Source organism: Archangium violaceum, from assembly GCF_016887565.1.
Taxonomy (GTDB): Bacteria; Myxococcota; Myxococcia; order Myxococcales; family Myxococcaceae; genus Archangium; species Archangium violaceum_B.
In genome coordinates this window covers 7344173-7368446 of the sequence record NZ_CP069396.1, presented here as the reverse complement: position 1 = coordinate 7368446, position 24274 = coordinate 7344173, and the positions used below count along the sequence as shown (strand labels likewise).

General features: G+C 68.5%; 22 protein-coding genes and 1 riboswitch. Of the genes, 10 read left to right on the top strand and 12 right to left on the bottom strand.

Translation table 11 applies throughout. The features are described from left to right. Positions 1-139: 139 nt before the first annotated feature. From JRI60_RS29230 to sugE, 5 genes are all read left to right on the top strand, one after another. Complete coding sequence (locus JRI60_RS29230) at positions 140-1033, top strand: P-loop NTPase (RefSeq protein ID WP_430384413.1); 894 nt, start codon at positions 140-142, stop codon at positions 1031-1033. 8 nt (positions 1034-1041) lie between these two features. Beyond that, a complete protein-coding gene (locus tag JRI60_RS29225; protein ID WP_204219166.1) occupies positions 1042-2211 on the top strand; it encodes a helix-turn-helix domain-containing protein in 1170 nt (389 codons plus the stop codon). A gap of 79 nt (positions 2212-2290) precedes the next feature. After that, on the top strand, positions 2291-2554 hold the full coding sequence (locus JRI60_RS29220) for a hypothetical protein (protein WP_203405347.1): 264 nt from the start codon (positions 2291-2293) through the stop codon (positions 2552-2554). Continuing rightward, positions 2548-3522 carry an RluA family pseudouridine synthase gene (locus JRI60_RS29215; RefSeq protein WP_204219165.1) on the top strand — a complete coding sequence of 325 codons (975 nt, stop codon included), beginning with the start codon at positions 2548-2550 and terminating at the stop codon, positions 3520-3522. The genes JRI60_RS29220 and JRI60_RS29215 overlap by 7 nt, the downstream gene beginning before the upstream one ends. A gap of 140 nt (positions 3523-3662) precedes the next feature. Further along, positions 3663-3723: riboswitch (guanidine-III (ykkC-III) riboswitch) on the top strand. Between the two features lie 17 nt (positions 3724-3740). Continuing rightward, positions 3741-4067: a quaternary ammonium compound efflux SMR transporter SugE gene (gene sugE, locus JRI60_RS29210; RefSeq protein ID WP_204219164.1), complete on the top strand. Its 327-nt coding sequence runs from the start codon at positions 3741-3743 to the stop codon at positions 4065-4067. Between the two features lie 15 nt (positions 4068-4082). Here the strand turns inward: sugE and JRI60_RS29205 are convergent, their stop codons facing one another. The 4 genes from JRI60_RS29205 to JRI60_RS29190 all read right to left on the bottom strand — a co-directional run bounded on the left by JRI60_RS29205 (position 4083) and on the right by JRI60_RS29190 (position 9305). Next, positions 4083-5435: a hypothetical protein gene (locus tag JRI60_RS29205; RefSeq protein ID WP_239469780.1), complete on the bottom strand. Its 1353-nt coding sequence runs from the start codon at positions 5433-5435 to the stop codon at positions 4083-4085. A 66-nt stretch (positions 5436-5501) separates the two neighbouring features. Beyond that, positions 5502-6122 carry a TetR/AcrR family transcriptional regulator gene (locus JRI60_RS29200; RefSeq protein ID WP_204219162.1) on the bottom strand — a complete coding sequence of 207 codons (621 nt, stop codon included), beginning with the start codon at positions 6120-6122 and terminating at the stop codon, positions 5502-5504. 104 nt (positions 6123-6226) lie between these two features. Then, positions 6227-7540, bottom strand: a complete 1314-nt coding sequence (locus JRI60_RS29195; protein ID WP_204229138.1) for an HD-GYP domain-containing protein — start codon at positions 7538-7540, stop codon at positions 6227-6229. A gap of 7 nt (positions 7541-7547) precedes the next feature. After that, the gene (locus JRI60_RS29190; protein WP_204219161.1) at positions 7548-9305 is read right to left on the bottom strand and encodes a HEAT repeat domain-containing protein; all 1758 of its coding nucleotides are present in this window, start codon (positions 9303-9305) and stop codon (positions 7548-7550) included. Positions 9306-9467: 162 nt separating this feature from the next. Here JRI60_RS29190 and JRI60_RS29185 point away from each other — a divergent pair, with 162 nt between their 5' ends. After that, the gene (locus JRI60_RS29185; RefSeq protein WP_204219160.1) at positions 9468-9755 is read left to right on the top strand and encodes a hypothetical protein; all 288 of its coding nucleotides are present in this window, start codon (positions 9468-9470) and stop codon (positions 9753-9755) included. Positions 9756-9849: 94 nt separating this feature from the next. On the opposite strand, the gene JRI60_RS29180 is transcribed toward JRI60_RS29185, so the two are convergent. The 8 genes from JRI60_RS29180 to JRI60_RS29145 form a co-directional block, all read right to left on the bottom strand. After that, positions 9850-12318: an OPT family oligopeptide transporter gene (locus JRI60_RS29180; RefSeq protein ID WP_204219159.1), complete on the bottom strand. Its 2469-nt coding sequence runs from the start codon at positions 12316-12318 to the stop codon at positions 9850-9852. 180 nt (positions 12319-12498) lie between these two features. Beyond that, positions 12499-13389, bottom strand: coding sequence for an RNA polymerase factor sigma-32 (locus JRI60_RS29175; RefSeq protein WP_204219158.1), 891 nt, complete (start codon positions 13387-13389; stop codon positions 12499-12501). Between the two features lie 492 nt (positions 13390-13881). Further along, positions 13882-15915: a transglutaminase TgpA family protein gene (locus JRI60_RS29170; RefSeq protein ID WP_204219157.1), complete on the bottom strand. Its 2034-nt coding sequence runs from the start codon at positions 15913-15915 to the stop codon at positions 13882-13884. Beyond that, positions 15912-16796: a DUF58 domain-containing protein gene (locus tag JRI60_RS29165; protein ID WP_239470855.1), complete on the bottom strand. Its 885-nt coding sequence runs from the start codon at positions 16794-16796 to the stop codon at positions 15912-15914. The genes JRI60_RS29170 and JRI60_RS29165 overlap by 4 nt, the downstream gene beginning before the upstream one ends. 74 nt (positions 16797-16870) lie before the next feature. After that, complete coding sequence (locus tag JRI60_RS29160) at positions 16871-17851, bottom strand: AAA family ATPase (RefSeq protein WP_204219156.1); 981 nt, start codon at positions 17849-17851, stop codon at positions 16871-16873. A 73-nt stretch (positions 17852-17924) separates the two neighbouring features. Then, complete coding sequence (locus JRI60_RS29155) at positions 17925-20162, bottom strand: PAS domain-containing sensor histidine kinase (RefSeq protein ID WP_204219155.1); 2238 nt, start codon at positions 20160-20162, stop codon at positions 17925-17927. A gap of 215 nt (positions 20163-20377) precedes the next feature. Continuing rightward, complete coding sequence (locus JRI60_RS29150) at positions 20378-20644, bottom strand: STAS domain-containing protein (RefSeq protein WP_343213344.1); 267 nt, start codon at positions 20642-20644, stop codon at positions 20378-20380. A 257-nt stretch (positions 20645-20901) separates the two neighbouring features. Then, complete coding sequence (locus JRI60_RS29145) at positions 20902-21615, bottom strand: lytic transglycosylase domain-containing protein (RefSeq protein WP_204219153.1); 714 nt, start codon at positions 21613-21615, stop codon at positions 20902-20904. A 280-nt stretch (positions 21616-21895) separates the two neighbouring features. Here JRI60_RS29145 and JRI60_RS29140 point away from each other — a divergent pair, with 280 nt between their 5' ends. The 4 genes from JRI60_RS29140 (at position 21896) to JRI60_RS29125 (ending at position 24267) form a co-directional block, all read left to right on the top strand. Further along, positions 21896-22051, top strand: coding sequence for a lmo0937 family membrane protein (locus JRI60_RS29140; RefSeq protein WP_204219152.1), 156 nt, complete (start codon positions 21896-21898; stop codon positions 22049-22051). After that, positions 22048-22608, top strand: coding sequence for a hypothetical protein (locus tag JRI60_RS29135; protein WP_204219151.1), 561 nt, complete (start codon positions 22048-22050; stop codon positions 22606-22608). The genes JRI60_RS29140 and JRI60_RS29135 overlap by 4 nt, the downstream gene beginning before the upstream one ends. A gap of 35 nt (positions 22609-22643) precedes the next feature. Then, complete coding sequence (locus tag JRI60_RS29130) at positions 22644-23720, top strand: HupE/UreJ family protein (protein WP_204219150.1); 1077 nt, start codon at positions 22644-22646, stop codon at positions 23718-23720. 145 nt (positions 23721-23865) lie between these two features. Then, complete coding sequence (locus JRI60_RS29125) at positions 23866-24267, top strand: hypothetical protein (protein WP_239469778.1); 402 nt, start codon at positions 23866-23868, stop codon at positions 24265-24267. The last annotated feature ends 7 nt before the right edge of the window (positions 24268-24274 follow it).

Genomic DNA, 24274 nt, shown 5'->3' with positions numbered 1-24274 from the left:
TACGGGTGCCTTGAGTTCCCTCAGTCCCTCCTCCGCGTCGCAACCCGCTCGTTCGTCCTCGCCCGCCCAACCCGCGGGTGGGGCCGCGCGCCCGGAGCCCGATTCCCCGGGGCTCGGCGCTCGGACCCGTCCCCACCGCATCATCGCGGTGGGAGGCGGGAAGGGCGGCATCGGCAAGTCACTCGTCTCCGCCAACCTCGGCGTCGCGCTGGCCTCTCGGGGTCAGCGCGTCCTGCTGGTGGACGCGGACCTGGGTGGCGCCAACCTGCACACCTGTCTGGGTGTCGGTCAGCCCACGGCCACGTTGTCGGACTTCATGCTGCGCCCCAAGGCGCGGCTGGAGGACGTCATCGTCCCCACGGGAGTGCCCAACCTGTCGCTGATCGCCGGCGCGCTGGACGTGCTGGACGCGGCCAACATCAAGTACGCCCAGAAGCAGCGCCTGCTGCGCGGCCTGCAGACCCAGACGGTGGACTACCTCATCATCGACCTGGGCGCGGGCTCCAGCTTCAACACGCTCGACTTCTTCATCATCGCCGACCACGGCGTGCTGGTGCTGCTGCCCGAGCCCACCTCGGTGGAGAACGCCTACCGCTTCGTCAAGGCCGCCTTCTACCGGCGGTTGCAGCAGGTGGAGTCGGAGTACGGCATCGAGCGTCTGGTGGAGAAGGCCCTGTCCACCCGCGAGGGCGCCGCGCGCACGCCCTTCCAGATCATCCAGCACGTGCGCCAGCACAGCCCCACGCTGGCCGACAGGCTCGAGAAGGAGCTGGCCGCCTTCCGCGTGAAGCTGGTGCTCAACCAGGCCCGTACCGATGGCGACCTGAACGTGGGCGCCGCGGTGGTGTCCGCCTGGAAGAAGTTCTTCGGCCTGGAGATGGATGACCTGGGGGCCATCCGCTACGACGACGAGGCCTGGCGCGCGGTGCGCAGGCGCCGGCCCATCGTCCTCGACAAGCCCGAGTCTCCTGCCGCCATGGGTATCCAGAGCATCGCCAACCGCCTGCTGGCGCTCGACGGGGTGACAGGGTGATATCCGCCATGAAGCACTTCGAGCAGCAGTCCTACTACGAGCTCCTGGAGGTGCCCGTCACCGCCTCGGAGGATCAGATCCTCGACGCGTACGCGCGGGCGATGGAGACGTACTCGCCCGACTCCATCGCGGTGTACTCCCTGGTGGATCCGGATCAGCTGGAGTCGCTGCGCCAGCGCCTGGGCCAGGCCCTGGAGGTCCTCTCCGAGCTGGAGCGCCGCCTGGAGTACGACCGGAAGATCGGCGTGACGCGGTCCGTCGAGGAGCTGGAGCGCCTGCGCGCGGAGTCGCTCAAGCGCGCGGCCGGGGCCCCCGACGAGCAGAAGCCCTCGGAGAAGCCCTCGGACGGTGAAGGGGAGCCACCAGCCGCGGCGGCCGCCCCGGTGGAGCCGCCGGGCATCAAGCCCTCCGGGTTCTCCGGGGCCGCGGCCGAGCCGGTGGAAGAGGAGCCGGTCATCGAGGTGGAGGTGCTGGCCGAGGAGAATCCCGCCACCGGGAAGGGGCCTGCCGTGGAGCAGCCCGCGCCCGAGGTTCTCGCGGCCCCTCCGAGCGACGTCACCCCTCCCGTCGTCGAGAAGGCCCAGCAGGCTCCGGCGCCCGCGAACGAAGTGGCCACCACGAAGCCGGAGGCTCCGTCCGAGCCCCTGGCGCTCGTCCCGGTGCAGCCCGCGGCCGGCAGGCCGGGCGTTGGCGCCGCGCAGGGTCCGGCCACCACACCGGCCCCGGGCTCCCGGCCGGCCATCCATTCCCGGCCGGCACGTCCCGGCGCGGTGGTGCCGCCTCCGTTGCCGCCGCGCGGTGCCCTCAGGCCTCCCATCGCCTCGCGCGCGGAGCCGCCGGGTGTCCAGCGGCCCGCCCCCGAGCCTCCCCCGTCGCGCGACTCGCGGACCCGGCTCAAGACGGTGGTCGACATCCCCTCGGATGCCGAGTTCAACGGGGAGCTGCTGCGCCGCGTGCGCGAGGGCCTCAACATCTCCCTGCAGATGCTCGCGGACCGGACCCGCATCTCGGCCCGGCACGTGGAGAGCATCGAGGCGGACCGCTACGACAGCCTTCCTGCCTCCGTCTATCTGCGCGGCATGTTGATGAGCATCGCTCGCGAGCTGGGCCTGGACCCGCTCCGGGTGTCGAGGAGTTACATGACGCTCGTCGCATCCGGTGAGAAAAGCCGCCGCTGAGCGACCGGGCCTCCCCCGGGTGTTCTTCACCCATCAGCGAAGTTGACACCCTGGGGGGTGCTGCTTAGAAAGGTCCAGGATGACTGAAGAAGAAAAGATCAAGGCCATGCGGCTGGCCCGCGCGATCGCCTCGGATATCTCGCTCTACAACGAGCAGAAGATCATCAAGGGCATCGAGCAGGACAACCTCTTCGAGGTCCTCAAGGAGGAGCTCGACGAGGGCCGTGAGCTCTACAAGAGCCGCGTGAGCCCCGAGATCTTCCAGAGGATGAATTTCTTCGAGCGGGCCATCAACGACATCGTCCTGCGCTCCAAGGCGCACGTGAAGTCGAAGATTTGGTAGCCCCCGACGCGCGAGAGCACCGAGCCCCGCCCGAGGCCAGGGGTGAGCGGCTGGATCAGTTCCTCTCGCGCGCCTTTCCGGATCTCACGCGCTCGCGCATCCAGGGCCTCATCGAGGCCGGTCACGCCCAGGTCGACGGCAAGTCCGCGAAAGCCTCCCTGCGCCTGAAAGGTGGCGAGCTGCTCTCCCTCCAGGTTCCCGCTCCGGTGCCGGCCGTTCCGGTGGCCGAGGAGCTGCCCATCACGGTGCTCCACGAGGATCGGGAGCTCGTCGTGGTGGACAAGGCCGCGGGGATGGTGGTGCACCCGGGGGCGGGTCACGCCTCGGGGACGCTGGTCAACGCGCTGCTGCACCGGGTGAAGGACCTGGCCGGAGTGGGCGGCGAGCTGCGCCCGGGCATCGTGCACCGGCTGGACAAGGACACCACGGGCTGTCTGGTGGTGGCCAAGCACGAGAAGGCCCTGGTGGCGCTGCAGAAGGCCTTCAAGACGCGCGAGGTGGAGAAGACGTACCTGGCGCTGGTGCACGGGGTGCCCAAGGCGGCCGAGGCGCGCATCGAGACGCTCTACGGTCGCCACCCGGTGAACCGCCAGCGCTTCACCGGCAAGGTGAAGGAGGGCAAGCCCGCCATCACGGTCTATCGCGTGCTCGAGTCGTTCGAGGGCGCCGCGCTGGTGGAGGTGGACCTGCAGACGGGCCGCACGCATCAGATCCGCGCGCACCTGTCCGAGGCGGGCCATCCGCTGCTGTGTGACACGCTGTACGGGGCGGGCCGCAAGGCGAAGGGCAGGGCGGTGGAGGCGCAGGAGGTGCTGGGCCGGCAGGCGCTGCACGCGTGGAAGCTGGCCTTCCCGCACCCGCGTACGGGGAAGGTGCTGCACGTGGAGGCCCCGCTGCCTCCGGACTTCACCGCCGCACTGAAGATACTGCGCGATGTCCCCTCTCCCTCTGGGAGAGGGCCAGGGTGAGGGTATACGCCCCCGGGTTGCCCACCGTGGAAAGACCCTCACCCCCCGCCCTCTCCCAGAGGGAGAGGGAGCATGCGCAACACGACTCCTGGACAGGCACGAGGGGCGGGGTTATGCCCTCCCTCGTCCGACGGGCTCGTGGGGAGCTCCGTCGTGCCCGGACGAGGTGCGCCGTACCCGGTCAAGACAAGACGACGCTCACGTAGGGAGTGTGCGTCATGGCATGGGTCATACTCGTCATCGCCGGGTTGTTGGAGGTCTGCTGGGCCATCGGGCTCAAGTACACCGAGGGCTTCACCCGCCTCGTGCCCAGCATCCTGACCGGCATCGCGATCATCGCCAGCATGGGGCTGCTGTCGCTCGCGGCCCGGAGCCTGCCCATCGGCACGGCCTACGCCGTGTGGGTGGGCATTGGCGCCCTGGGCGCGGCCGTGCTGGGCATCTTCCTGTTCCACGAGCCCGTCACCCCGGCGCGCTTCTTCTTCCTCGCGCTGCTGCTGACGTCCATCATCGGCCTGAAGCTCACTTCGGGCGGGGGCCACTGACGGGCTCGCGGTACGTCACGGCGCGGTGAAGACGCAGCGGGTGAGCGGGACGATGATGTCCGCGAGCACGTACAGGTAATACGTCCTGCCGCTCGTCAGCGCCGCGGGCTGACCGGAGGCCGGGAAGCGCTGCGACATGCCCGTGGGCACGGCGCCGTAGCGCACCGCGCCGCTCGCGATGGGGGTGCCGTCCTCGGGCACGTCGATGCGCCAGAGCGTGCCCTCGGGCAGATCCAGGTTCGGCGGCACCGTCGGCGACGTGGCGTCCGCCTCGAGCACGTACACGTAGCGGGCCTTGCCGCCCCTCCAGGTGAGGGTTCCATCGGCGCCGACGCCCTCGCCATTCTCGCAGGCGGTGGGACGGTACAGCCGCTGATCATCCAGCGGTCCCGCGCCGTACACCTGGCCGGCGAAGTCCTCGCGCTTGTAGCCACGGTGGGCGAGCTCGGCCTCGAAGAAGCGGGCGATGCGCGCCGCATCCGTCGTGACGAAGACGGAGTCATTCGGGCGCTCGGGCGAGGCCCGCGAGAAGCCGTTGTTGTGCTCGGGCCGGTACGCGCCGAAGCCGATGGTGTTGATCCACCCGGCGCCCATGGCCAGGCCCCTCGGGTGGAACGAGTTGATGAAGTTGCCGGGGGACTCGACGTACCAGTTCGACGGGCCCTGGGGTGCACGCGTCGAGTGGCAGCAGACGCAGGCCGTCGATTCGATCTGCGACCTCACCCAGTTGACCTCCGAGACGTATGCCGGATCCTTCATGCGGGGATCGTCTCGCGTCGCGTTCTCCGCGGGAGACGCCGGATAGTACGGGCGCTGCGTGCGCACGCGGTCGCAGCTCGCGTAGTCCTGGAAGCTGCGGCCGGGCTCGGTGGCGCCGGAGATCATCTCCCACGTGCAGACCTTCCCACCGGCCGACATTCCCGGCGGCTCTCCGGGCTTGGGCTCCATACACGTGAGCACCGGCTGGCGGAACGTCGGCAGGCCCGTGCCGCCGCCGGAGTCCTCCACCTTTCCGCCGCAGATGGCGGATGGCTCGAACACGCCACCTCCGAAGAGCTCACACCCGCGCTGCATGGAGCCACACTTCTCCGCGTTCACGCCGGGGAAGGTGATGCGCGTCCACTTGTCGTCCTCGCCGCCCAGGAAACAGAAGCCCAGCCGCTGCTCCGTGTCACATCCCGAGCCCAGCATGGCCGTCGAACCCTGGTCCTTGCAGTCCTCCGTCGCCTCCTTCTCGCTCCATTCCCCGACGTAGTCGCGGCACTCCTCCATCTGGCTGAACTTGTTCTTGTAGACGCAGTGACCCACCACCTTCTCGGGGAGGGTGGGGACCTCTTTGTCGCGCTGACAGCCCGCGATGACGGACATCAAGACAAAGATCGACCACGACCGCGATGCAGTCATTTCAAGACTCCAGGCTGTGACGGCGTTGGCTTACTTCGAGTAACCCTTCAGGAATCCATCGAGGTGCTGCTCGACGAAGGAGGGCAGGGCGAGGGGACGGCAACGGCGGCCCTGCAACTGGTGCTGGTGGAAGAGCGCCAGCAGCAACGGCGACATCAGCGCGAGCGCCGCGACGCGGGCATCCGGCACCGACAGCTCGCCGCGCGCATGGAAGATGATCAGCAGCTCCTCGACGGAGTGGAGCGTGGGCTCGAGGATCGCGGAGACGTAGAGCTGTCCCAGCTCCGAGTCGGCCATGCCCTCCGAGAAGCCCACGGCGTGCATGCCGCCCAGGGCCCCCGCCCACGCGGCGGACACCTGCTCGAGCAGCTGCTTGAAGGCCTCTCGCGCTGGCAGCTCCGCCAGACTTTTCGCCCAGGCCTGACGCTCCTGCCCGAATTGCAACAGATACCCGAAGGCGGCCTGCACCACGCCCCGGCGATCACCGAAGTAGTGCCGCAGCGTGCCGGGATCGACCCCGGCGCCCTCCGCGAGCGTCCTCAGGCTCGGGTGCGAGCCACCCGCCGCCAGCATCTGCTGGGAGACGCGCTGCAGGAGCCGTGAACGGGCCTCGTCATGATCGCGGTTGCGCGCGCCGGGTATCCTTCCCATGACCGGGATGGATATTCCGTGAGCCGAGCTGATGCAACCCCTTGGAATAACTAAATAAACTTCCACGGTGAGGAGCTTTATCGCTCCTCGAACCGTGGTCCTTCCTAGATACCGCCGAGGGTCATCGACTGCTGCCTGCGGCTCAGGACCTTCACGGGCTGGATGGCCATGACGCGCATGAAGACCTGGAGCAGCTCCGGGTCGAACTTGTGACGCATCTCCGTCCACATGAGCATCAGCGCCACCTCGGGGCCGTAGGCGTCGCGGTAGGGGCGCTTGGACGTGAGCGCGTCATACGCATCACAGATGGCGATGATCTTCGCGTACACCCCGAGGTTCGTCTTCGGGATGATCATCTGGATGGTGCCGCGCCCGTCGCGCACCGCCGTGCCGAAGTCCGCCTTGTGCTCGAACGTCGTCACCACGCGCAGCAGCGTCGAGCGCGAGAAGCCCTTCTCCATCAGGATGTTGCGGATGGAGATGAGCGGGGCCTTCTGGATGAGCGCCTTCTCCTCGCCGCTGAGCGCCCCACGCTTGGTGGCCAGCTCGTCGGGGATGGTGATCATGCCCGCGTCGTGGAAGAGCGCGATGTAGCCCAGGTCCCGCAGCTGGGCCTTCGTCAGCCCCAGCTCCTGCCCGAACACGATGCTCATCAGGCACACGTTCACCTGGTGATACACGAGATAGTCCGACTCCCGCTTCATCGTGGTCATCCCCAGGAAGTGCGTCTTCTGCTCGAAGGAGATGTCCACGAAGTCCTGCACCAGCCGCAGCGCCTTGCTGGTGTTGAGCGGTTTGCCCTCTCGCACCGACTCCAGGTACTTGGTGATGAAGAACACCGCGCGCGCGTAGACCGTCATCGCGTACTTCTTGCGGTCCACCTTCTGGTCGTCCGGGTTCTGCAGGTCGTCCCGGTTCAGCTTCTCCTTGAGCTTGGAGAACTTGGCGACCTTCATGTTGAGCAGCTTGCGGCCCGCCAGCCCGTCCTCCTCGGCCACGCCCGACTGTTCCTTGCTGAAGATCCAGATGAAGTTCTTCAGGTCCGGCACCGTGACGGGCTTGTTGAGCGAGATGCCTCCCACGTCCTTGGCCCGCATCTCCCCCAACAGGAAGCGCAGGTTGTCGATGGCGTTGAGGTCCACCTTCACCAGCATGTTGTTGAGATAGAAGGACTCCTTGACGCCCACCAGCTCCAGCCGGCCTTCCTTGGAGATGATCTGATTGACGATGTCCTGGAGCTGCAGCAGCGGCTTCTCGAAGACCGAGTTCTCCGGGTCGTACATCTTCACCGAGCGGATCAGCATGTAGAGACCCGACACGAGCCCGCGCGCCAGCGTCTGCAGCTTCTCCGAGTAGCCGCGGCCGAACTCGTTGATGTTCTCCGCCGCGCCCTGGGTGACCTTCAGGTTGCTCTCCAGCATGGCTTCACGCCTCCTCGTTGGCGGCCGTCTCGCCGAACAGGATCTTCTTCGTCTGGTACATGGCCTTGCGTGCCGCGGTGAGGATCTCGACCGGCTGGGTCTTGTCCTCCACCACGCCCTGCAGCGCCTTGTACGACTGGATGGAGCACGCGCCCGCCAGGCCCGCCACGGCCAGCAGCTTGTCCTCCATCACCTTCTTCTTGTTGAGCAGCGTCGGCTTCACCGCCAGCATCTGCAACATCAGCGAGATGGCGCCCGGCAGCGCCGTGGACCCCAGGGCACTGTAGAAGGCCGTGCGCTCCTCGATGCTCTTCTTCTCGAAGTTCGGATCCTTCATCAGCCGCGTCAGGTCCACGTAGGCCTTGTCGCGGTCGAACTCGGGCAGCAGGCGCACCGCCAGCATGCGCACCTGGGCGATGGGGTCGTTGATCGCCTCGACGATGAGCTTGCGCGCCTCGTTGGTGCGGCCGCGGGCGATGATGTTCATCACCTCCAGCTTCACCGCGAGGTTCTTGTTGAGCAGCACCAGCCCGAACATCTTCACCCGGTCCGGGTGGTCGCTCTTCTCCAGGATGTAGACCATGTCGCGCACGGTCTGCGGCCGATCCGCCTCCAGCCGCTGCACGAACGGCTGCGGGTTGTCCTTGGCGAAGCTCGCCAGCACGTCGCACACCAGCACGCGGTTCTCGGGGATTTCGATCGTCTCCAGCGCGTTGAGCAGGGTGAAGACGGTGGAGGGATCCAACGCCTGCATGTACCGGGTGATGTCCACCGGGTTGCGCGGGCGCGTCGTCTTGAGCATCTCCGCCAGACGCATCACCCGCTGCTCTTCACCCATCTTCAGGACGAAGTAGTCGAGCAGCCTGCTGATGTTGCCGCTGGTATCCCGCTGCGCCATGGCCCGCATCTTCAGGACGAGCTGATTGATGATGGCGTAGTCGTCCTGGATGAGCATGGCATCCAGCAGCTGGACGAAGACCTCCTCCAGGAGCGCCACGTCGTCCACGCCGCCTTCGATCACCTGGAAGATGGCGCTCACCAGCTTGGGGAAGAGCCGGGAGCCCTCTTCCTCGCCGATCTCCTTCTGCAGCCGGGCCTTCAGCTCGTCCGAGGCGTAGTTGCCGGCCACCACCAGGCCGCGCATCTGCTCCACGCCATCCATCTTGGAGTCCAGGTCGTCCGCGTTCACGCGGGCGAAGCGCAGGTAGTCGTCCGAGTTCGTCTTCAGGCGCGCGTAGAGGTAGCCCACCACCTTGTCGACCTCGACCTCCACCTCCGCTTCGGAGACCTCGTCCATCTTGAAGCCCTCGACCATCACGTACTCGAGGTGCTCCAGGGCCGCCCTCCACAGCTGGGCCATCACGTCCTCGGCGCCACGCTCCGGCTCGGACAGGGCGATGAGGGTGAACGACACCAGCTCCTGCACGGTGAGGCCCGGCCGGAAGATGAGCTGGCGGATGCCGTCCCGGAAGAACTTGTAGGGCAGCGGCGTGTCCTCGGAGAAGAGCGGCTCGCCGTGCAGCATGAAGTTCTGCTGTTCCACCTTGAGTGACAGCGGGCCGTACCTGTCCGTGTACGCGGCGAGCGCCTCCTGGGCCTTGGCGAGGAACTCGGGGAAGCGCGCCTCGTTGTGCCGGTACATGCCGATCTGCTTGATGCCCTTGAGCAGATGGAACGTGAAGTTGCGCGCCGCCTCCACCTTCTCCCGCGTGGCTGGTTCCATCGCGGGTTCCTGGGAGGCGTTGCTGGCGTTCTGGGCCATGGAGTCCTTGATGCGCGGGCAGGGTTGAACCTGAGTTCAGTCTACCCCGATTCTTCCCGTCTTGCCTCTCTTGTGGACCTCGGAGGGGGGCTCACCCCGGAAATGGCGGGGGACGGGGGGTATGCTAGGAGCCGAGGCGCTGTATCCACCAGGAGACACTGGATGAAGCGCCTCGTTGTGTCCGCAGTGCTGATGTGCACCCTGACCGGCTGCTTCCGCATGAGTGTGCGGAGCGGCGCCACCCCGAGCGGCCCCGAGAACCGCGATACGGGGGCCAGCATGGTGTGGGGTCTCACCACCGCGCAGTCCTCGGCCCCGGAGTGCAGCTCGGGCTTCTCGCGGGTGGACGTGTACTGGCCGTGGTGGGGGCCGTTCGTCTACGGCATCACCCTGGGCATCGTGGCCCCCATCCGCACCGAGTACGTGTGCGCCGAGGGCAACGGCCGGTAGTGACGGAAGGCTCGTGACGCACGGCGGCGGGGTGGGGGCCGGCCCCCGCCGCATGGGGCCGCGGGCGAGGGGCGGCTGTGCGCGATTCCTCGGGCTACTTGCCGGGCCGGGGCTGTGCGGCGCTCTCACCCTTGATCCCCGCGAGCAGCAGCACGACGGTGAGGATGGCGAAGAAGCCCACGCCCCATAGATCGGACTCCTGCAGCAGGCGGGAGAAGGCCGTGTCTCCGAGCCGATCGGGGATGCTGAGGGCCCGGGTCCATGACCCATCGCTGGCGATCTCCAGGAAGGCGATGAGCACGCCCGCGATGGCCCCTCCAGCGATGTAGCCCGAGGAGAGCAGGGTGCCGGGGGAGAACTCGGACTCGGCCGCGGAGCCCCCTCGCACCTTGTCCACCACGTAGCGCACCATGCCGCCCATGAAGATGGGCGCGGTGCTGGAGATGGGCAGGTACACGCCCACTCCGAAGGGCAGCGAGGACACCCCGCACAGCTCCAACATCAGCGCGATGAAGACGCCCACCAGCACCAGGTCCCACGGCAGCTTGCGGGTCAGGATGCCGTCGATGATGAGCGCGAAGAGCTGCGCCTTGGGCGCGGGGTAGCGCGTGAGCTGCTGACCCTCGTAGCTGGTGACCCGGCCGCCAATGCCTGGATCCACCACGTAGTGGATGACGCTCGCGTCGTCCGCCAGGTACGTGCCCGTGGGCACGGCGGTGTCCGCACCCCGGACGTAGCCCACGCGCCAGGTGCGCTGGGCGCCTCGGGTCACCGCGCCCAGATCGGACACCTTCACCGTCTGACCCGAGTGCAGGCGCACCTCCGTGGCCGACACGCGCTCCAGCGGCAGGTCGTTCCAGGCCCGCAGCTCGGTGGTGCCGCCTTCCTGGACCACCTCCAGGCCCTGCTTCCACATCGGGCCCTTCAGCTCCCCGAGCTTCACTCCCCGTGCCGCCAGTGCCTGCTCCGAGACCGCCCAGGGATAGGTCCACTGCGGCTTCGTCTCGTCGCTCAGCACGCTCACCTTCTGGCCGCCGTGTGACTCGGGGATGATGGCGGTGGCGCCCCGGTTGAGCACCACCAGCACCAGCCCGATCAGCAACGCGCTGGTGAGCACTCCCACGAAGAGGGCGATCTGCTGCCGCCTCGGTGTCCCGCCCACCAGGAAGGCCGTCTTCAGATCCTGCGCCGTGGTGCCTCCGTTGGAGGCGGCGATCCCCACGATGGCCGCCGTGGTGAGCGCCATGAAGCGATCCTCGGAATCCGTCCATCCCAGCATCAGGTACACGAGGCAGGTGATGAGCAGCGTGGCCACCACCATGCCGGAGATGGGATTGGACGAGGAGCCGATCTCCCCGGTGATCCGCGCGCTCACCGTCACGAAGAAGAAGCCGAACACGACGATGAGCAGCGCGGAGACGAGGTTGACGTGCAGCGGCGGCGCCAGCCAGATGGCCAGCACCATCAACAGGCTGCCCACCAGCACCACGGTGATGGGCAGATCCTGCTCCGTGCGCAGCAGCACCGGAGCCGCCTGCTTGCGGCGCGAGGCCAGCAAGCTGTCCAGCCCGCGCCGGAACGCACTGAGGATGGTGGGCAGGGAACGGATGAGGCTGATGAGCCCTCCCGTGGCCACCGCGCCCGCGCCGATGTACAGCACGTACGCGTCCCGGATCGTGTCCGGATCCATGTCTCGGATGAGCGTGCCATCCGGCCGCAGCAGCGGCTGCTCGAGCCCACCGCCGAAGAAGGTGATGAGCGGGATGAGGATGAGGTAGCTGAGCACCCCGCCCGCGAAGGTGATGGACGCCACCCGCGGGCCGATGATGTAGCCCACGCCGAGCAGCTCCGGGCTCACCTCCATGGACAGGGAGCCGCCCGCGTAGCCCGCCCGCCGCGCCACCCCGGCCGCCGTCGTCTCCACCCAGCTCAGCGCCACGCCCACCACCTCCTTGAAGAGGTGCAGGCCCGCGTAGGCGAACTTGTAGAGGCCTCCCACCGCGAAGCCGAGGATGACCGTGCGCGCGTTCGTCCCGCCTTCCTCTCCGGCCACCAGCACGTCCGCCGCCGCCGTGCCCTCGGGGTAGGTGAGGTTGCCGTGCTCCTGGACGATGAGGCCCTCGCGCAGGGGAATCATCATCAGCACGCCCAGCACTCCGCCCAGCGACGCCACCAGGAAGCAGTGCATCAGGTCGATGTCGTAGCCCAGCAGCAGCAGCGCGGGGATGGCCGCCGCCACTCCGAACGCGAGCGACTCGCCGGCCGAGCCCACCGTCTGGACGATGGTGTTCTCCAGCACGTTGGAGTTGCCCAGCGCCCGGAAGAAGGCGATCGACAGCACCGCCACCGGAATGGAAGCCGACACCGTCAGCCCCACCTTCACCGCCAGGTACACCGACGAGGCACCGAAGACGATGCCCAGCACCGAGCCCAGCACCAGCCCTCGCGCCGTCAGCTCCGGGCGGGACTCGCTGGCGGGAATGTAGGGCGTGTGGATGGCGGGAGCGGAGGCCTGGGCGACGGGGACTCGGTCCTCGGAGATCGGCGGTTGGCCGTGGGACACGGGGGCGCTCCTCCTCACTGCGGGGAAAGCGATCCTTCTAGCAGACGCCGCCAGCCCGTGGAGGTGCTCCAGCCGCGCGGTGTACGGCCCTGGAAAGACGAAGCGCCACCACCCCTCATCGGAGTGGCGGCGCCCGCCGTACTTCCCCCATACCTCTCCCCAGGAGAACCCTTGTCCGGCCTACTGCATGGACGCGGTGGTGTCCGGATCCACCTCGGCCATCAGCGCGGCCAGCTCGGCCTTCAGCTTGTCCTTGGCGCGGATCTCCAGCTGCCGCGCGCGCTCACGCGAGAAGCCGAAGTGCTCGCCCAGCTCCTTGAGCGTCATCGGGCGCTCGTTCATCACGCGCTGCTCGATGATGAAGCGCTCGCGCGGATCCAGCCGCATCAACGCCGTGCGCACCCGGGCGTTGATCAACCCCGCCTCTTCCTTGTCCGCGAACTCGTCGTCCTGCGGCGCGCTCGCGCTCACCACGAAGTCCACGTGGCTGTTGCCACCGTCCTCGCCCATCGGCGCGTCCAGCGACAGGTCGCGACCGCCCATGCGCTGCTCCATCTCGCGCACCTCGCCGGGCTTCACGTGCAGCCGCTTGGCGATCTCATCCACGTTCACCACCGCCCCGTCGCCCGCGCCGAACTTCTCCAGCTCCCGCCTCGTCCGCGCCAGACTGAAGAACAGCTTGCGCTGCGCCTGCGTCGTCCCGAGCTTCACCAGCGACCAGCTCTTGAGGATGTAGTTCTGGATGTAGGCGCGGATCCACCACACCGCGTAGGAGATGAGGCGGATGCCCTTGTCCGGATCGAACTTCTGCACCGCCTTCATCAGGCCGATGTTCCCCTCCTGGATCAGGTCGGACATCTTGATGCCGTACGAGCGGTACTCGTATGCCACCTTCACCACGAAGCGCAGGTTGCTCGTCACCAGCCGGTGGCCCGCCGCCAGGTCACCCTTGATGAAGCGCCTCGCCAGGGCCTGCTCCTCCTCCACCGTGAGCAGCGCGTACTGGTTGATCTCCGAGAGGTACATCGCGAGCGAGCCCGAGTTGGACGACTGCTCAGTAGAGAGCTGCATGGTTTCTCCCGAGAGGGCCCCGGGGGGGCCGGTGAGAAGAGGTTTGGGTCCGCGTGACAACTTGATGGAGGGTGCCTAGAGCAACGGGTGTGCCAGGGCTCCGCGCGGGATTTCACCAGTCGCAACGCATACTTGGCCGATGCGACCGCACAACGGTGGACGGAAAGTCCGTAGGAGTTACAGGGGTGGATCGGCTGGACCGGGCGACTGAGGCTGAAATTGCTCCTCTGTCCTCAAATGGCCTCCTGGCTTCGTTCCCGGCTTTCCCGCCGGGACCGGGATGCGAAGGGAGGTCGTTCCCCCTTCGTCCCAACCGGTAATAAAGAGCCTGCGCATCCTCAGCCGGGCGCGCTGTTCCGCCCACTCGGAGACCGGGCGGGGGAACGGGGGCCTGGTGGGATGTGTGCGGGGACTCGGGGGGAGCCCGGGGATTTCATACCCTCACCCCGACCCTCTCCCAGAGGGAGAGGGAGAGGAGGCGGGGGAGGGAGATCAGGCTTGGGCCTTTTCCCGCGGTTTTTCTTTCGGCGGTAGGGCCGCGATCGCTTGCTTCAGACCCTTCAGCAATTGGGCGGACTCGCCGGGCTCGAGCGCTCTCTGCCCGAAACGTGCTTCCAGGTAGCGCCTCGTGAGCGGTGACACCGTGGGCGCCAGCGGGTGCGCCTCCCGGGTCAGTCGCGCCGATACGTCCTCCAGTGTCTCGCCGTCTCCCGCTCGCACGCCCACCGTCGCGAGCTGCCTCTCCACCGCGTCCACGAAGCGGGTCGCCTCGAGCGCTCGCGTCCGGGGCTTGCGCCGCGACAGGTATCTCCACGCCTGGTACACGGCCACTCCCACCAGCACCGCCGTCACCCAGGCTCGCAGCGGAGGCAGATCGAGCCGCTTCTTCTCTCCCGACCCCGCCGGCGGACGCGTCAGATCCCTCACGAAGTTCATCTGGTCGCGGAACGAGTAGTCGACCACGGACGTGCGCCACGCCGACTCGATGGCCTCGTAGATGGACACGAGCGACTCCAGCAGCTCCAGCGACTGGTTGGCCCGGAACGCCGGAGGGGTGGCGTCCACCGTGACGAAGCCCCGCCCGGGCACCAGCACGTGCGTCCACGCATGGGCGTCTCCGGCTCGCAGGATGTACTCGTCTCCGATCCGCTCTCCGCCGAAGAAGCCCGTGGCCAGCCGCGCCTGGAATCCCTGGCTGCGCAGCAGCAGCGTGAGCGCCGTGGCGAAGTGTTCGCAGTGGCCCGCCTTGCGCACGAAGAGGAACTCCGTCAGCGGATCCGTCACGTCTCCGCCCAGCTCCAGCGTGTACTCGTACTCCCGCTGCAACCAGCTCGACAGCTTGTTGGCCGCCGTCAGTGGGTCCTTCTCGTCACCCAGCACCTGTCTGGCCAGCTCCGTGACGCGCGGATCCAGGTTGTCCGGCAGCGCCAGGAGCTGATCATGCTCCAGCTGCTCCATCTTCCCCGGATCCGTGTCCGTACCCGGCGGCACGCTGTACACCTCGTAGGAGTAGCCCAGCCCCTCCTCCACGAAGCGCAGCTCGTCCCCGCCCAGCTCCTGCAGCAGGGTGCGCCGGGTGCCCGTGGGCGTGTGCGCCAGGGCGTTGCCCAGCTTCGAGGGCGTCTCCAGGGCGATCAGCGTGCGGCTGCCGTAGGCCGGCAGCAGCTCGACCTTCTGGTACACCTGCGTCTCGGCGCCCCGGCGCAGGGTCACGCGCGTGCGGCCGCGCTTCTTGGGCGCGCCGATCGTCGACCACTCCTGGCCGTCGAAGGTGTCGTAGGTGCGGCCCAGCCAGTAGGCGCCGAGCTGCTCGGTGAGTGGATCCGGCGTCAGCGTCGCGCGCAGCACCACGCGGGGGTTGCTCTTGAGGGTCCCCGAGCCGCCCAGGCGAACCGTGTCGGAAAATCCGCTGGTGGCCGTGCCCAGTCCCGGCGACGCCCGGCGCGCGCCCACGTTCCAGTTCAGGCGCGGGAAGAGGATGAAGAAGGCCACCGCGCCCAGCAGCGCGAAGAGGGTGCCCACCGCCAGTGGGCGCATCACCGCGCGCACCGGCACCGGCTCGCCCACGGGCACCGCCGCCTCCACCACCGCCAGTCCCAGGGAGAGGCTCGCCAGCACCGCGAAGGCCATGAGGCACACGGCGAAGAACAGCTCGCCGGAGAGCGCCGCGCCGCCCGCCACCATCAGCAGTCCGGCCAGCAGCACCTGTCCGTCCGTGGCCGTGCTCGTCTCCGACAGCAACCGCTGGCCGGCGACCAGGCCCGCGAACGAGCAGGCCGCCACCACCAGGTCCATCCGTCCCGAGGCCACCGCCAGGTAGAGCGCGCCCGCCAGCGGCACCAGCAGCATCGCCGTCAGCTTCGGCAGGCGGGCGAAGGGGCGCCGTCCCGTCAGCGCCACCCCCAGCGCCACCACGAAGAGCCCCAGGGCCCAGATGGGCAGCTGGCCGGACACGGCCATGGAGGCGAAGGCTGCGCCCGTGCCCAGGTCTCGCAGGATGAGCCGCAGCCGGTTCGGCCGTGTCATGCCGCCTCCTCCCGTTGCTCCTCGAAGCCCAGCCAGGCCAGCGCCCGGAGGATTCCCCGCTCCTGTCCGCTGCCCGCTCCCGGACGCAGCCGGGTGCCCGGCAGCTCCAACCCCACCTCGTGGCCGGCCTCGAGCAGCCGGTGCGCCCGCGCCGCCACCTCCTCGCAGCGCCGCTCCAGCACGTCACCTTCCAGCCCCGTCTTCACGTCGAGGATGAAGGTGCGGCGCTCCTCGCGCTCGCGCTCCACCTTGAGCAGCTTCCCCGCCGAGGCACTCTTCATCCAGTGCACGCGCCGGGCGTCCTCGTGCTCACCCAGCTCGCGCAGCCCCGCCACGTCCCCGGTGCCGTCCAGCCGGCGCGGGTTGTTGGTCTCGCCCACGTGCCCCACGGCCGCGTCCAGCGGATCCTCGCAGGCGAAGCCACGCCGCGGGTACACGAGCAGGGTGCCCTCCAGCGCGAAGACGCGCGTCTTGGCGAACAGACCCAGTGGCCAGGTGGTGGTGACGCGCACGCCCGACAGCTTCACCGGGCCTCGCCGGGGCGCGGTGAGATCCGCCCGCACCACGTGCTCCGCGCCCGCGGGCAGGTACCCCACGCCTCCCTCGCCGGTGAGGGGCGAGTCCACCTCGGACAGGGTGAGGGCGAAGGCATGCCCCTGGCGCCGGGTGATGCCCCAGCGGAAGGCGAAGGGCTCTCCCGCGAAGGCGCCCTCCGTGCCCAGGCGCCGCACCGACAGATCCTTCAGGCACCGCTCGGACAGCACGCCGGAGAGGATGATGACGCTCAGCAACAACCCCAGTACCAGGTAGAGGAGGTTGTTGCCGGTGTTGAGCGCGCCCAGGCCCACGCCGAACGTCACCACGAGGTAGGTGCGTCCCATGCGCGTCACCTTGAGGGTGCGCGGCGGACGGAGCGCGGCGCGCAGGCGGCGCCACCACGAGCGGGGTGGGGTGCTCACCGGGGCGCCGGGACCTTCCGGGAGACCTCCTCGAGGAGGTGCGTCGCCTCGTCACGGGTGTAGGCGCCCTGGTTGGCGCTGCGCAGCAGGAGCCGGTGGGCCAGACACGGCCCCAGCACTGCCCGCACGTCCCCGGGCGTCACGAAGTCCCGTGCCTCCCAGAGGGCATGTGCTCGGGCGGCCATTCCCAGCGCGAGCACCGCGCGGGTGGAGGCGCCGCGCTCGATGTCTCCGTGCGCGCGCGTGGCCTGGGCCAGCCGCACCACGTACTCGGCCACCGTGTCGTCCAGGCGCTGCGCGGCCACCTGCATGCGCAGATCCGCCAGCTCCTCGGGAGAGGTGACGGACTGGATGGCCTCGATGGGCGAGCTGGCGTCACGCGTGGTGAGGAGACGGGCCTCCACCTCGGGCGAGGGGTGGCCCAGCGACAGGCGCATGAGGAAGCGGTCCAGCTGCGAGTCCGGCAGCGGATAGGTGCCGGAGAAGTCCACCGGGTTCTGCGTGGCCACCACGGTGAAGGGGCGGGGCAGCACGTGGGTGGCGCCGTCGAGGGACACCTGGCCCTGGGCCATGGCCTCCAGCAGCGCGGACTGGGTGCGCGGCGGGGCGCGGTTGAGCTCGTCGGCCAGCACCAGCTGGCGGAAGATCGGGCCCGGCCGGAAGTTGAAGGTGGCGCTCTGGGCGTGGAAGACCTGGGCGCCGAGGATGTCGGCGGGCATCAGGTCCGCGGTGAACTGGACGCGGGAGAAGGAGAGGGCGAACGAGCGTGCGATGGCTTCCACCAGCGTCGTCTTGCCCACCCCGGGGACGTCCTCCAGCAGGAGGTGTCCGCCCGCGGCCACACAGGTGACGGCGAGGCGGACCTCCTTCTCCTTGCCCTGCACCGCCAGGGAGAGATTCGCGGCCACGCGCTCCAGGGTGGCTCGCGCGGTCGTGGGCGAGGGCAGGGGACTGACGGCTCGGGCAGGGGAGTTCATCTGGGCTCGCACTCTACCCCAGCCGTGCCGCACCAGAACCCCCCAGGTCTCGTGCGTGTACGATAATGTTGCTTCACTCCTGGTGGATCCCAGCCGGTTCGGGGGTGAGCGGGAGCTCCACCGTGAACGTGGTCTCGACCCCGGGGGTGCTCTCCACGCGGATGCTGCCCCCATGGGCCCGGACGATCTGCTGGCTGATGTAGAGCCCGAGCCCCAGTCCTCCGTAGTGACGCTCCGACACGGCCCGCTCGAAGCGCTCGAAGACGCGCGCCTGGTGTTCGGGCGGGATGCCGAGCCCCTCGTCCCTCACACGGATCACCGCCTTGTTCTCGCGAGTCTCGACGCGCACGCGGACGGGCCTTCCAGGGCCGTACTTGAGCGCGTTGTCCACGAGGTTCATCAGCACCTGCTCCATGCGCAGCCGGTCCCACTGGCCCACCACCGGCCGCGGAGCGTGCAGCTCCAGGGTGCAGCCCGCCGTCGCCGCCCGGGGCTCGAGCCGGGACATCACCTCCCGGGTGATGCTCACCAGATCCACCTCCTCGAGCCTCGGTTGGAGCCGGCCCTCGGCGATCCGGGACACGTCGAGCAGATCCTCCACCAGCCGCACCAGTCGTTGGATCTGCCGGCGCCCGGTCTCGACGTTGCGGTGGACGAGCTGGGTGAAGGGCGTGTCGGGCTGGGTGCTGGCCGCCCGTTGGAGGGTATGGAGCAGGAGGTTGAGCGAGGTCAACGGCGTGCGCAGCTCGTGGCTGGCCACGGAGAGGAACTCGTCGCGCATGCGGATGGATTGCTGGAGCTGGAGCTCGCCCTGCTTGCGGTGGTGGATGTCGGTGATGGCGCCGAACCACTCCCGGGGGCTGCCATCGGGATGGCGTAGAAGGACGGCCCGCGACTGGACGTAGCGCCAGGTGCCGTCAGGGTGGTGGTGGAGCCGGAACTCGACCTGGTAGTTCGTCTTCTGGGTGATGGCCCGATTCCAGACCTCGGCCGTCCTGGAGCGATCCTCGGGGTGCACCGCCTCCAACCAGCCTCCGGGGCTGAGCCATTGCTCGCGCGTCTGGCCCGTGTAGGCCCTCCACGAGGGCGAGTCCTCCACGACCCTTCCTCGCGCATCGACCGACCAGAGGATGCTGGAGCTGGCTTCCACCAGGGTGCGCAGCCGCTCCTCGCCGTGGCGCAACCCCTCCGCCAGCACCTCCAGGTTCTTGTGCGCCAGCACCTGGTCCGTCACATCGAAGATGAAGATGAAGACCGCGGTGCCGTCGATCTGCCCGGTGGCGTCGTGCGTCGGTTGGACGACGAGGTTGAGATACAACGCCCGCAGGGTGCCGTCCGGCTGGGGAAGCAGCGTCAATCCCTCCTTGGCGACATAGGTCTCGCCCGTGGTGTAGACGCGATCCAGGACGCGGATGAAGCCCTGCTCTTCCGCCTTGGGGAGGGCCTCCCGGACGGGCTTGCCCAGCACCGGCCTGTTGCCGATCAGCTCGGAGTTGAAGGGATTGGAGAGGACGTAGACGTGCTCCGGGCCCTGGAGCAGGGCGATGCCGGCGGGCGCCTCGGTGAAGAGCTGACGGAGGCGGCGACGCTCGGCTTCCGTCTCGGCCCTCGCGGCCTCCACCTCTCGCGAGAGCTGACGCCGTTGGGCCTCGTCGCGCTTGCGCTCCGTGATGTCCTCCTGGACACAGACGAAATAGCGCCGGCCGCCGAGCTCCAGCGTCGTCGTCCGGACGCAGGTCATGAGGGGGGTCCCATCCTTGCGCAGGTAGCGGACCTCTCCCACCCAATGGCCCTGGCCGTTCAGGTGCTCGCGCATCTCCGTGTCGATGGACAGGTGCGTGCCGAGGGACTCGCCGCGCGCGTACCCGAGCATCTGGTCCCACGCCGGGTTGGTATAGAGGAGGATCCCCTGGTCATCCACGAGGCCGACACCTTCGGCCATGCTCTCGAGGATGCGGGTGTGCAGCCGGAGCGTCTCGTCGGCCTTCTTCGTGTCGGTGATGTCGAACGAGACGCCGTAGACGAGCTCGCCGTTCGCATAGACGCGGTGGGCGAACCAGCGATCCCAATCGACGTAGGCGTAATGGGTCTCGAACTGTTCGTTCTGCCCGGTCCGGGCCACCCGGTGGAAGGCTTGGTGGAACGGGGTGTCGACCGCGCCGGGAAACTCCTCCCAGAAGCTCCGGCCGATCAGTTCCTTCAGGGGTCTGCCGAGCAACCGCTCCGCCGCGGGATTGAGGTACACGACCCTCCCGTCCCGGGTGTAGATGCCAATCGCCTCGGGCAGCTGATCATACAGCCCGACGTCCATCCCGACGGGGTACTGCTCGCCGGTGGGGAAGGTGGATGATCCCAGAGGAGAAACAGGAGGATCTGGGGGCGACGAGAGCGTCAAGGGTGTCTCCTCGGATCACCCTCTATTCTTGCTCCCTGGAGCGCCTGCCGGCGTCCCTCCCTCCAGTGGGAGGCTACCATCCCACGGAGGGACCCCGCGCCAGCTGCCTCGTCTCTTCCTCGCGCGATGCCTCAGGCGAGAACTTCCTCCGGCGTGTAGTACGCGCGCGGAGGCGCGACGTTGCCGGTGGTCAGTCCGAAGTAGCGGAACATCCGCTCGTGATGCCCGGCCAGGCCCCGGAACTGGACCTTGCGCTCGCTCAGCCCGTGGGTGAGCACACCCACCGCCGAGTCCCTGAACTCCCGCAGGTGCGTGAAGTCCACCACCACTTCCCGCGTCCCCAACTCCTCGAGGGAACTGCGCAGTTGCATCGCGGTGCGGCCATCCAGAGTGCCCATGAGCCGCAGGGTCAACCGACCAGCACGCTCTTCTCGATGAATTTCCAGCCCCACCATGGTTTCGTCTCTCCCCTAGAAGCCGCATGCGTCCATTGGAGCCGGGCGTGTCGGGTTCGCCCGGTCCGGAGTGGAACCACCCACCCGGCGCACAACAATCGGCGGCTTAGAGTGCAGCCGAATTTTCTGGAAAGGCAGTCACGCCCCTGAAAAAACGGCGTGAATGTCTGACAGCGGGCTCGCGATGTGTTGGCCAGCCATCATCCCGGTCCATCGGATGTTTTCTTCTGCTCTTCCAGGCGGGTGAGCTCGCGTGCCTGCTGAGCTTTCAGGCGGCGGAACTCGCGCATCACCTTGGCCGGATAGCCCTGCATGAAGCGATCACGCACGTCCCTCTTGGCGAGGATCTTCTTCGCCAGCCCCGGCCCCGCGTTGTAGGCCACCAGCGCGCGCTCCGGCGAGCCGAAGCGCTGGATGAGATCCGCCAGATAGGCCGTCCCCAGCTCCACGTTCAGTTCCGAATCGAACAGATTGGTGTGGCGCTGCAGCTTGAAGCCCGCGCGGTCCGCCAGATAGATGCCGGTGTCCGGCATCACCTGCATCAGTCCCATCGCTCCCACGTGGGACACCGCGTAGTTGTTGAAGGAGCTCTCACAGCGGATGACCGCCACCACCAGCATGGGATCCACCCCGTTGCGCCGGGCCTCGCGGACGATCGCCATCGCCAGCCGGCGCTGCTGCCGGTCCGGGAGCTGCGAGGCCTGCACCGCCGCCGCCACGCCCAGCACCTCGGCCTCCGCGTAGAGGGCCGCCTCCTCCTCCAACCGCGCCAGGTGGGCCTCCCGCTCGGCCAGCTTCATCTTCAGCTCCGCCATCTCGGGACTGTTCTCCCCCGGGATGTAGGGCTGGAAAGCTCGCGCGCCCGTTCCCACCAGCACCCCCACCACCACCATCGCCACCGTCCACCCTCTCATAACGCCCTCCCCGCGCACTCCGAGCGAGCCGCGCGCCCCGTGTGGCCGACGTCCGCCGAAGCAGTCACCGTGCCATGGATGCAAACCCCCGGAATCACGAGCGGGCTGGAGGGGAGGGACTCGGCCGGCCGGAAAAAAAGACAGACCTGAGTAGATCTCTTCTCACTGCGAGGCTGTCGAAAGGAGGGATCCGGAGGCGATCGGAGGGCTTGCCGTGTCGCGCCCGACACCCCAGCTTTGCGCCCGGTCCCCGGGGGCTCAAGGGAGAGGAGCGGGCGGCGTGTACTGGACGATGAGTGCGATCCTGTTCGTGCTGTGGGTGCTGGGATTGATCAGCGGTTCGACGGAAGGCCGGTGGGTGCACCTGTTGCTGCTCTTCTCGATGGTGACCCTCATCCTCGCGGTGGCGCGGCGGGGGCGCGGGGCGCTGGCATGAGCAAGGCACCCGCGATCATCCATCTGGAACTGCCGCGGGACGCGAGCGGCTTCGTGCGGCGCGAGTGTCCGCAGTGTCATCGGGACTTCAAGACGCGTCCCTGCCGCCACGACGCGAGCATCCTCCAGCGGCGGTTGGCCTCGCTCTTCCCCTTCGAGAACGCGCACGAGAGCTTCGACGACGTGCCGGAGTGGTGGTGCCTGTACTGCGGCCACCGGGCGCCGGGGGACGAGTGGCTCACCCCGCCGCAGCAGGCCCACGTGGAGGCCCTGGCACGCGCGTGGGCCAACCACGTGCGCTACGAGCAGCTGGCGTACGTGTCGCGCACCCTGTCCCTCAACCCCCGGCCCACCTTCGTCAGCGTGGAGCCGGAGGCGCTGCCGGGGCCCATGCCCCAGGACACGGATGACCTGCGCGTCATCCCCCTGTTGTGCTGTGGAGACGAGGTGAAGGCCCTCTGGGACTGGGAGGGGCCGCTCCACTGCCCGCGCTGCGGGACCCGGCACGGGGGCTTGAGTGGTCGGCAGCAGATCCACCTGCAATTGATCGAGGAGTAGACGGCGGAGGGCGACCGGGGGCAGTCTTGCCGGCCATGTGGCGGACGGCCCGACTGGTGGCTCCGCTCGCCCTCCTGTTGGTTGCGGGGAGCGCGGGCGCTCACGACGCGGACATCCTCTATGCGCAGCTCTGGCGTCCGGAGGCGGGCGGGGCCGAGGTGCGCGAGCGGCTCACGCTCACCGCGGACACGCTCGGCCGCCTCATTCCCGCGGACGCGGATGGGGACGGAGCGCTCACCCAGGCGGATCTGGACGCGCGCACCCAGGCGCTGGCGGTGGGCATCTGGGATGCCATTCCCCTGACGGCCGGAGGCCAGCCCTGTACCCGCACCGGCGCCTCCGCCGTGGTGCGAGCGTCCTTCGTGGAGCTCGGCGCCACCTTCTCCTGTCCGGCCGGCGAGCTCCGCCAGCGCTTCTCCCTGCTGTCCCTGTTGCCCGCCAACTACCGGGTGGTGCTCGGCACCGTCATGCAGGGCGAGCAGGGGCAGCGCTTCGCGGATGCTCAGCAGCCCACACTCGTGGTGTCCGAACCAGGACGGTCCGAGCGGGGCGAGGAGCCCTCGGGGCTGCTCGAGTGGGTGGGGCTGGGCGTCTCGCACATCTTCGAGGGAATCGATCACCTGACCTTCCTGCTGGCGCTGCTGCTGGTGGGAGGGAGCTTCCGGCGGGTGCTGCTGTTGGTGACGGCCTTCACCGTGGCCCACTCGCTCACCCTGGGGGCCACCGCGCTGGGCTTCATCCTCCTGGACGAGGTGCGCACGCGCTGGGTGGAGGCGGCCATCGCCGTGTCCATCATCTGGGTGGCGGTGGAGAACCTGGTGCTGCGCGAGCACCGCCACCGGGCCCTGCTCACGTTCCTCTTCGGGCTGGTGCACGGCTTCGGCTTCGCCAACGTGCTGAGCGGCTATGGCCTGGGCGACTCGGTGGTGACGGGGCTGTTTGGTTTCAACCTGGGGGTGGAACTGGGACAGACAGCGGTCATCGCCGTGCTGTTGCCGCTGGTGCGGCTGGTGCAGCGTCGTCCCGCTGTGCACCTGCGGACAGTGCGTGGTCTGTCGCTCCTCATCCTCGCGGCCGGCGGCTATTGGTTGATGGAGCGTGCTTTGGGGTAGATCGGTTGAATCCCAGAGGAACCGTCCCTACTTTCGTCGCGGGATAGGGGGCAGGATCTGGGGAGGGCCGATGGGCGCAAGGCATACCCGCTTGGCTGCGGCGTTGGCAGCAGCATGGGAGTCCGAGGTGGTTTCGGCACGTCGAATGACGATGCTCGCCGAGCGACTCGGAGATAGCCGCGGGCGGGCGCGGCTGATGGTTCTGGCGGCATTTTGCAGGGCACATGCCTCGCGGTTGCTGGCCCGCCTGGCGGCGCTCGGTCGTGGGCCGCTGCCGGTGCCGCCCGAGGAGATCACCCTCGACGACGACACGGTGATGGAGCTGCGCCGGGAGGGCTCCTTCGCCCGCGCCTCGGCGGCCCGTTACGAGTCCACCGCTGAACTGGCCCGCCAGCACGCGGACCTGTCCAGCGCCTGGGTCTGCGAGCTCAACCGCACGGAGGAACAGGATCGCGCCCGGGAGCTCTTCGCCCTGGCGGAAGGGGCTGCCCAGGCCGCCGCCGAGGCCAGCGCCTCTTCGGTCGTCGCCGCTCCGGCCGATAGCTGACAGCCCG

What these genes read in the sequence shown, in the direction of transcription:
- JRI60_RS29225 (WP_204219166.1), top strand. Translation starts at nt 1,042, where the DNA reads ATGAAGCACTTCGAGCAGCAGTCCTACTACGAGCTCCTGGAGGTGCCC.
- JRI60_RS29220 (WP_203405347.1), top strand. Translation starts at nt 2,291, where the DNA reads ATGACTGAAGAAGAAAAGATCAAGGCCATGCGGCTGGCCCGCGCGATC.
- sugE (WP_204219164.1), top strand. Translation starts at nt 3,741, where the DNA reads ATGGCATGGGTCATACTCGTCATCGCCGGGTTGTTGGAGGTCTGCTGG.
- JRI60_RS29205 (WP_239469780.1), bottom strand. Translation starts at nt 5,435, where the DNA reads ATGTCCGTCATCGCGGGCTGTCAGCGCGACAAAGAGGTCCCCACCCTC.
- JRI60_RS29200 (WP_204219162.1), bottom strand. Translation starts at nt 6,122, where the DNA reads ATGGGAAGGATACCCGGCGCGCGCAACCGCGATCATGACGAGGCCCGT.
- JRI60_RS29190 (WP_204219161.1), bottom strand. Translation starts at nt 9,305, where the DNA reads ATGGCCCAGAACGCCAGCAACGCCTCCCAGGAACCCGCGATGGAACCA.
- JRI60_RS29185 (WP_204219160.1), top strand. Translation starts at nt 9,468, where the DNA reads ATGAAGCGCCTCGTTGTGTCCGCAGTGCTGATGTGCACCCTGACCGGC.
- JRI60_RS29175 (WP_204219158.1), bottom strand. Translation starts at nt 13,389, where the DNA reads ATGCAGCTCTCTACTGAGCAGTCGTCCAACTCGGGCTCGCTCGCGATG.
- JRI60_RS29170 (WP_204219157.1), bottom strand. Translation starts at nt 15,915, where the DNA reads ATGACACGGCCGAACCGGCTGCGGCTCATCCTGCGAGACCTGGGCACG.
- JRI60_RS29165 (WP_239470855.1), bottom strand. Translation starts at nt 16,796, where the DNA reads ATGGGACGCACCTACCTCGTGGTGACGTTCGGCGTGGGCCTGGGCGCG.
- JRI60_RS29160 (WP_204219156.1), bottom strand. Translation starts at nt 17,851, where the DNA reads ATGAACTCCCCTGCCCGAGCCGTCAGTCCCCTGCCCTCGCCCACGACC.
- JRI60_RS29155 (WP_204219155.1), bottom strand. Translation starts at nt 20,162, where the DNA reads ATGGACGTCGGGCTGTATGATCAGCTGCCCGAGGCGATTGGCATCTAC.
- JRI60_RS29150 (WP_343213344.1), bottom strand. Translation starts at nt 20,644, where the DNA reads ATGGGCACTCTGGATGGCCGCACCGCGATGCAACTGCGCAGTTCCCTC.
- JRI60_RS29145 (WP_204219153.1), bottom strand. Translation starts at nt 21,615, where the DNA reads ATGAGAGGGTGGACGGTGGCGATGGTGGTGGTGGGGGTGCTGGTGGGA.
- JRI60_RS29135 (WP_204219151.1), top strand. Translation starts at nt 22,048, where the DNA reads ATGAGCAAGGCACCCGCGATCATCCATCTGGAACTGCCGCGGGACGCG.
- JRI60_RS29130 (WP_204219150.1), top strand. Translation starts at nt 22,644, where the DNA reads ATGTGGCGGACGGCCCGACTGGTGGCTCCGCTCGCCCTCCTGTTGGTT.
- JRI60_RS29125 (WP_239469778.1), top strand. Translation starts at nt 23,866, where the DNA reads ATGACGATGCTCGCCGAGCGACTCGGAGATAGCCGCGGGCGGGCGCGG.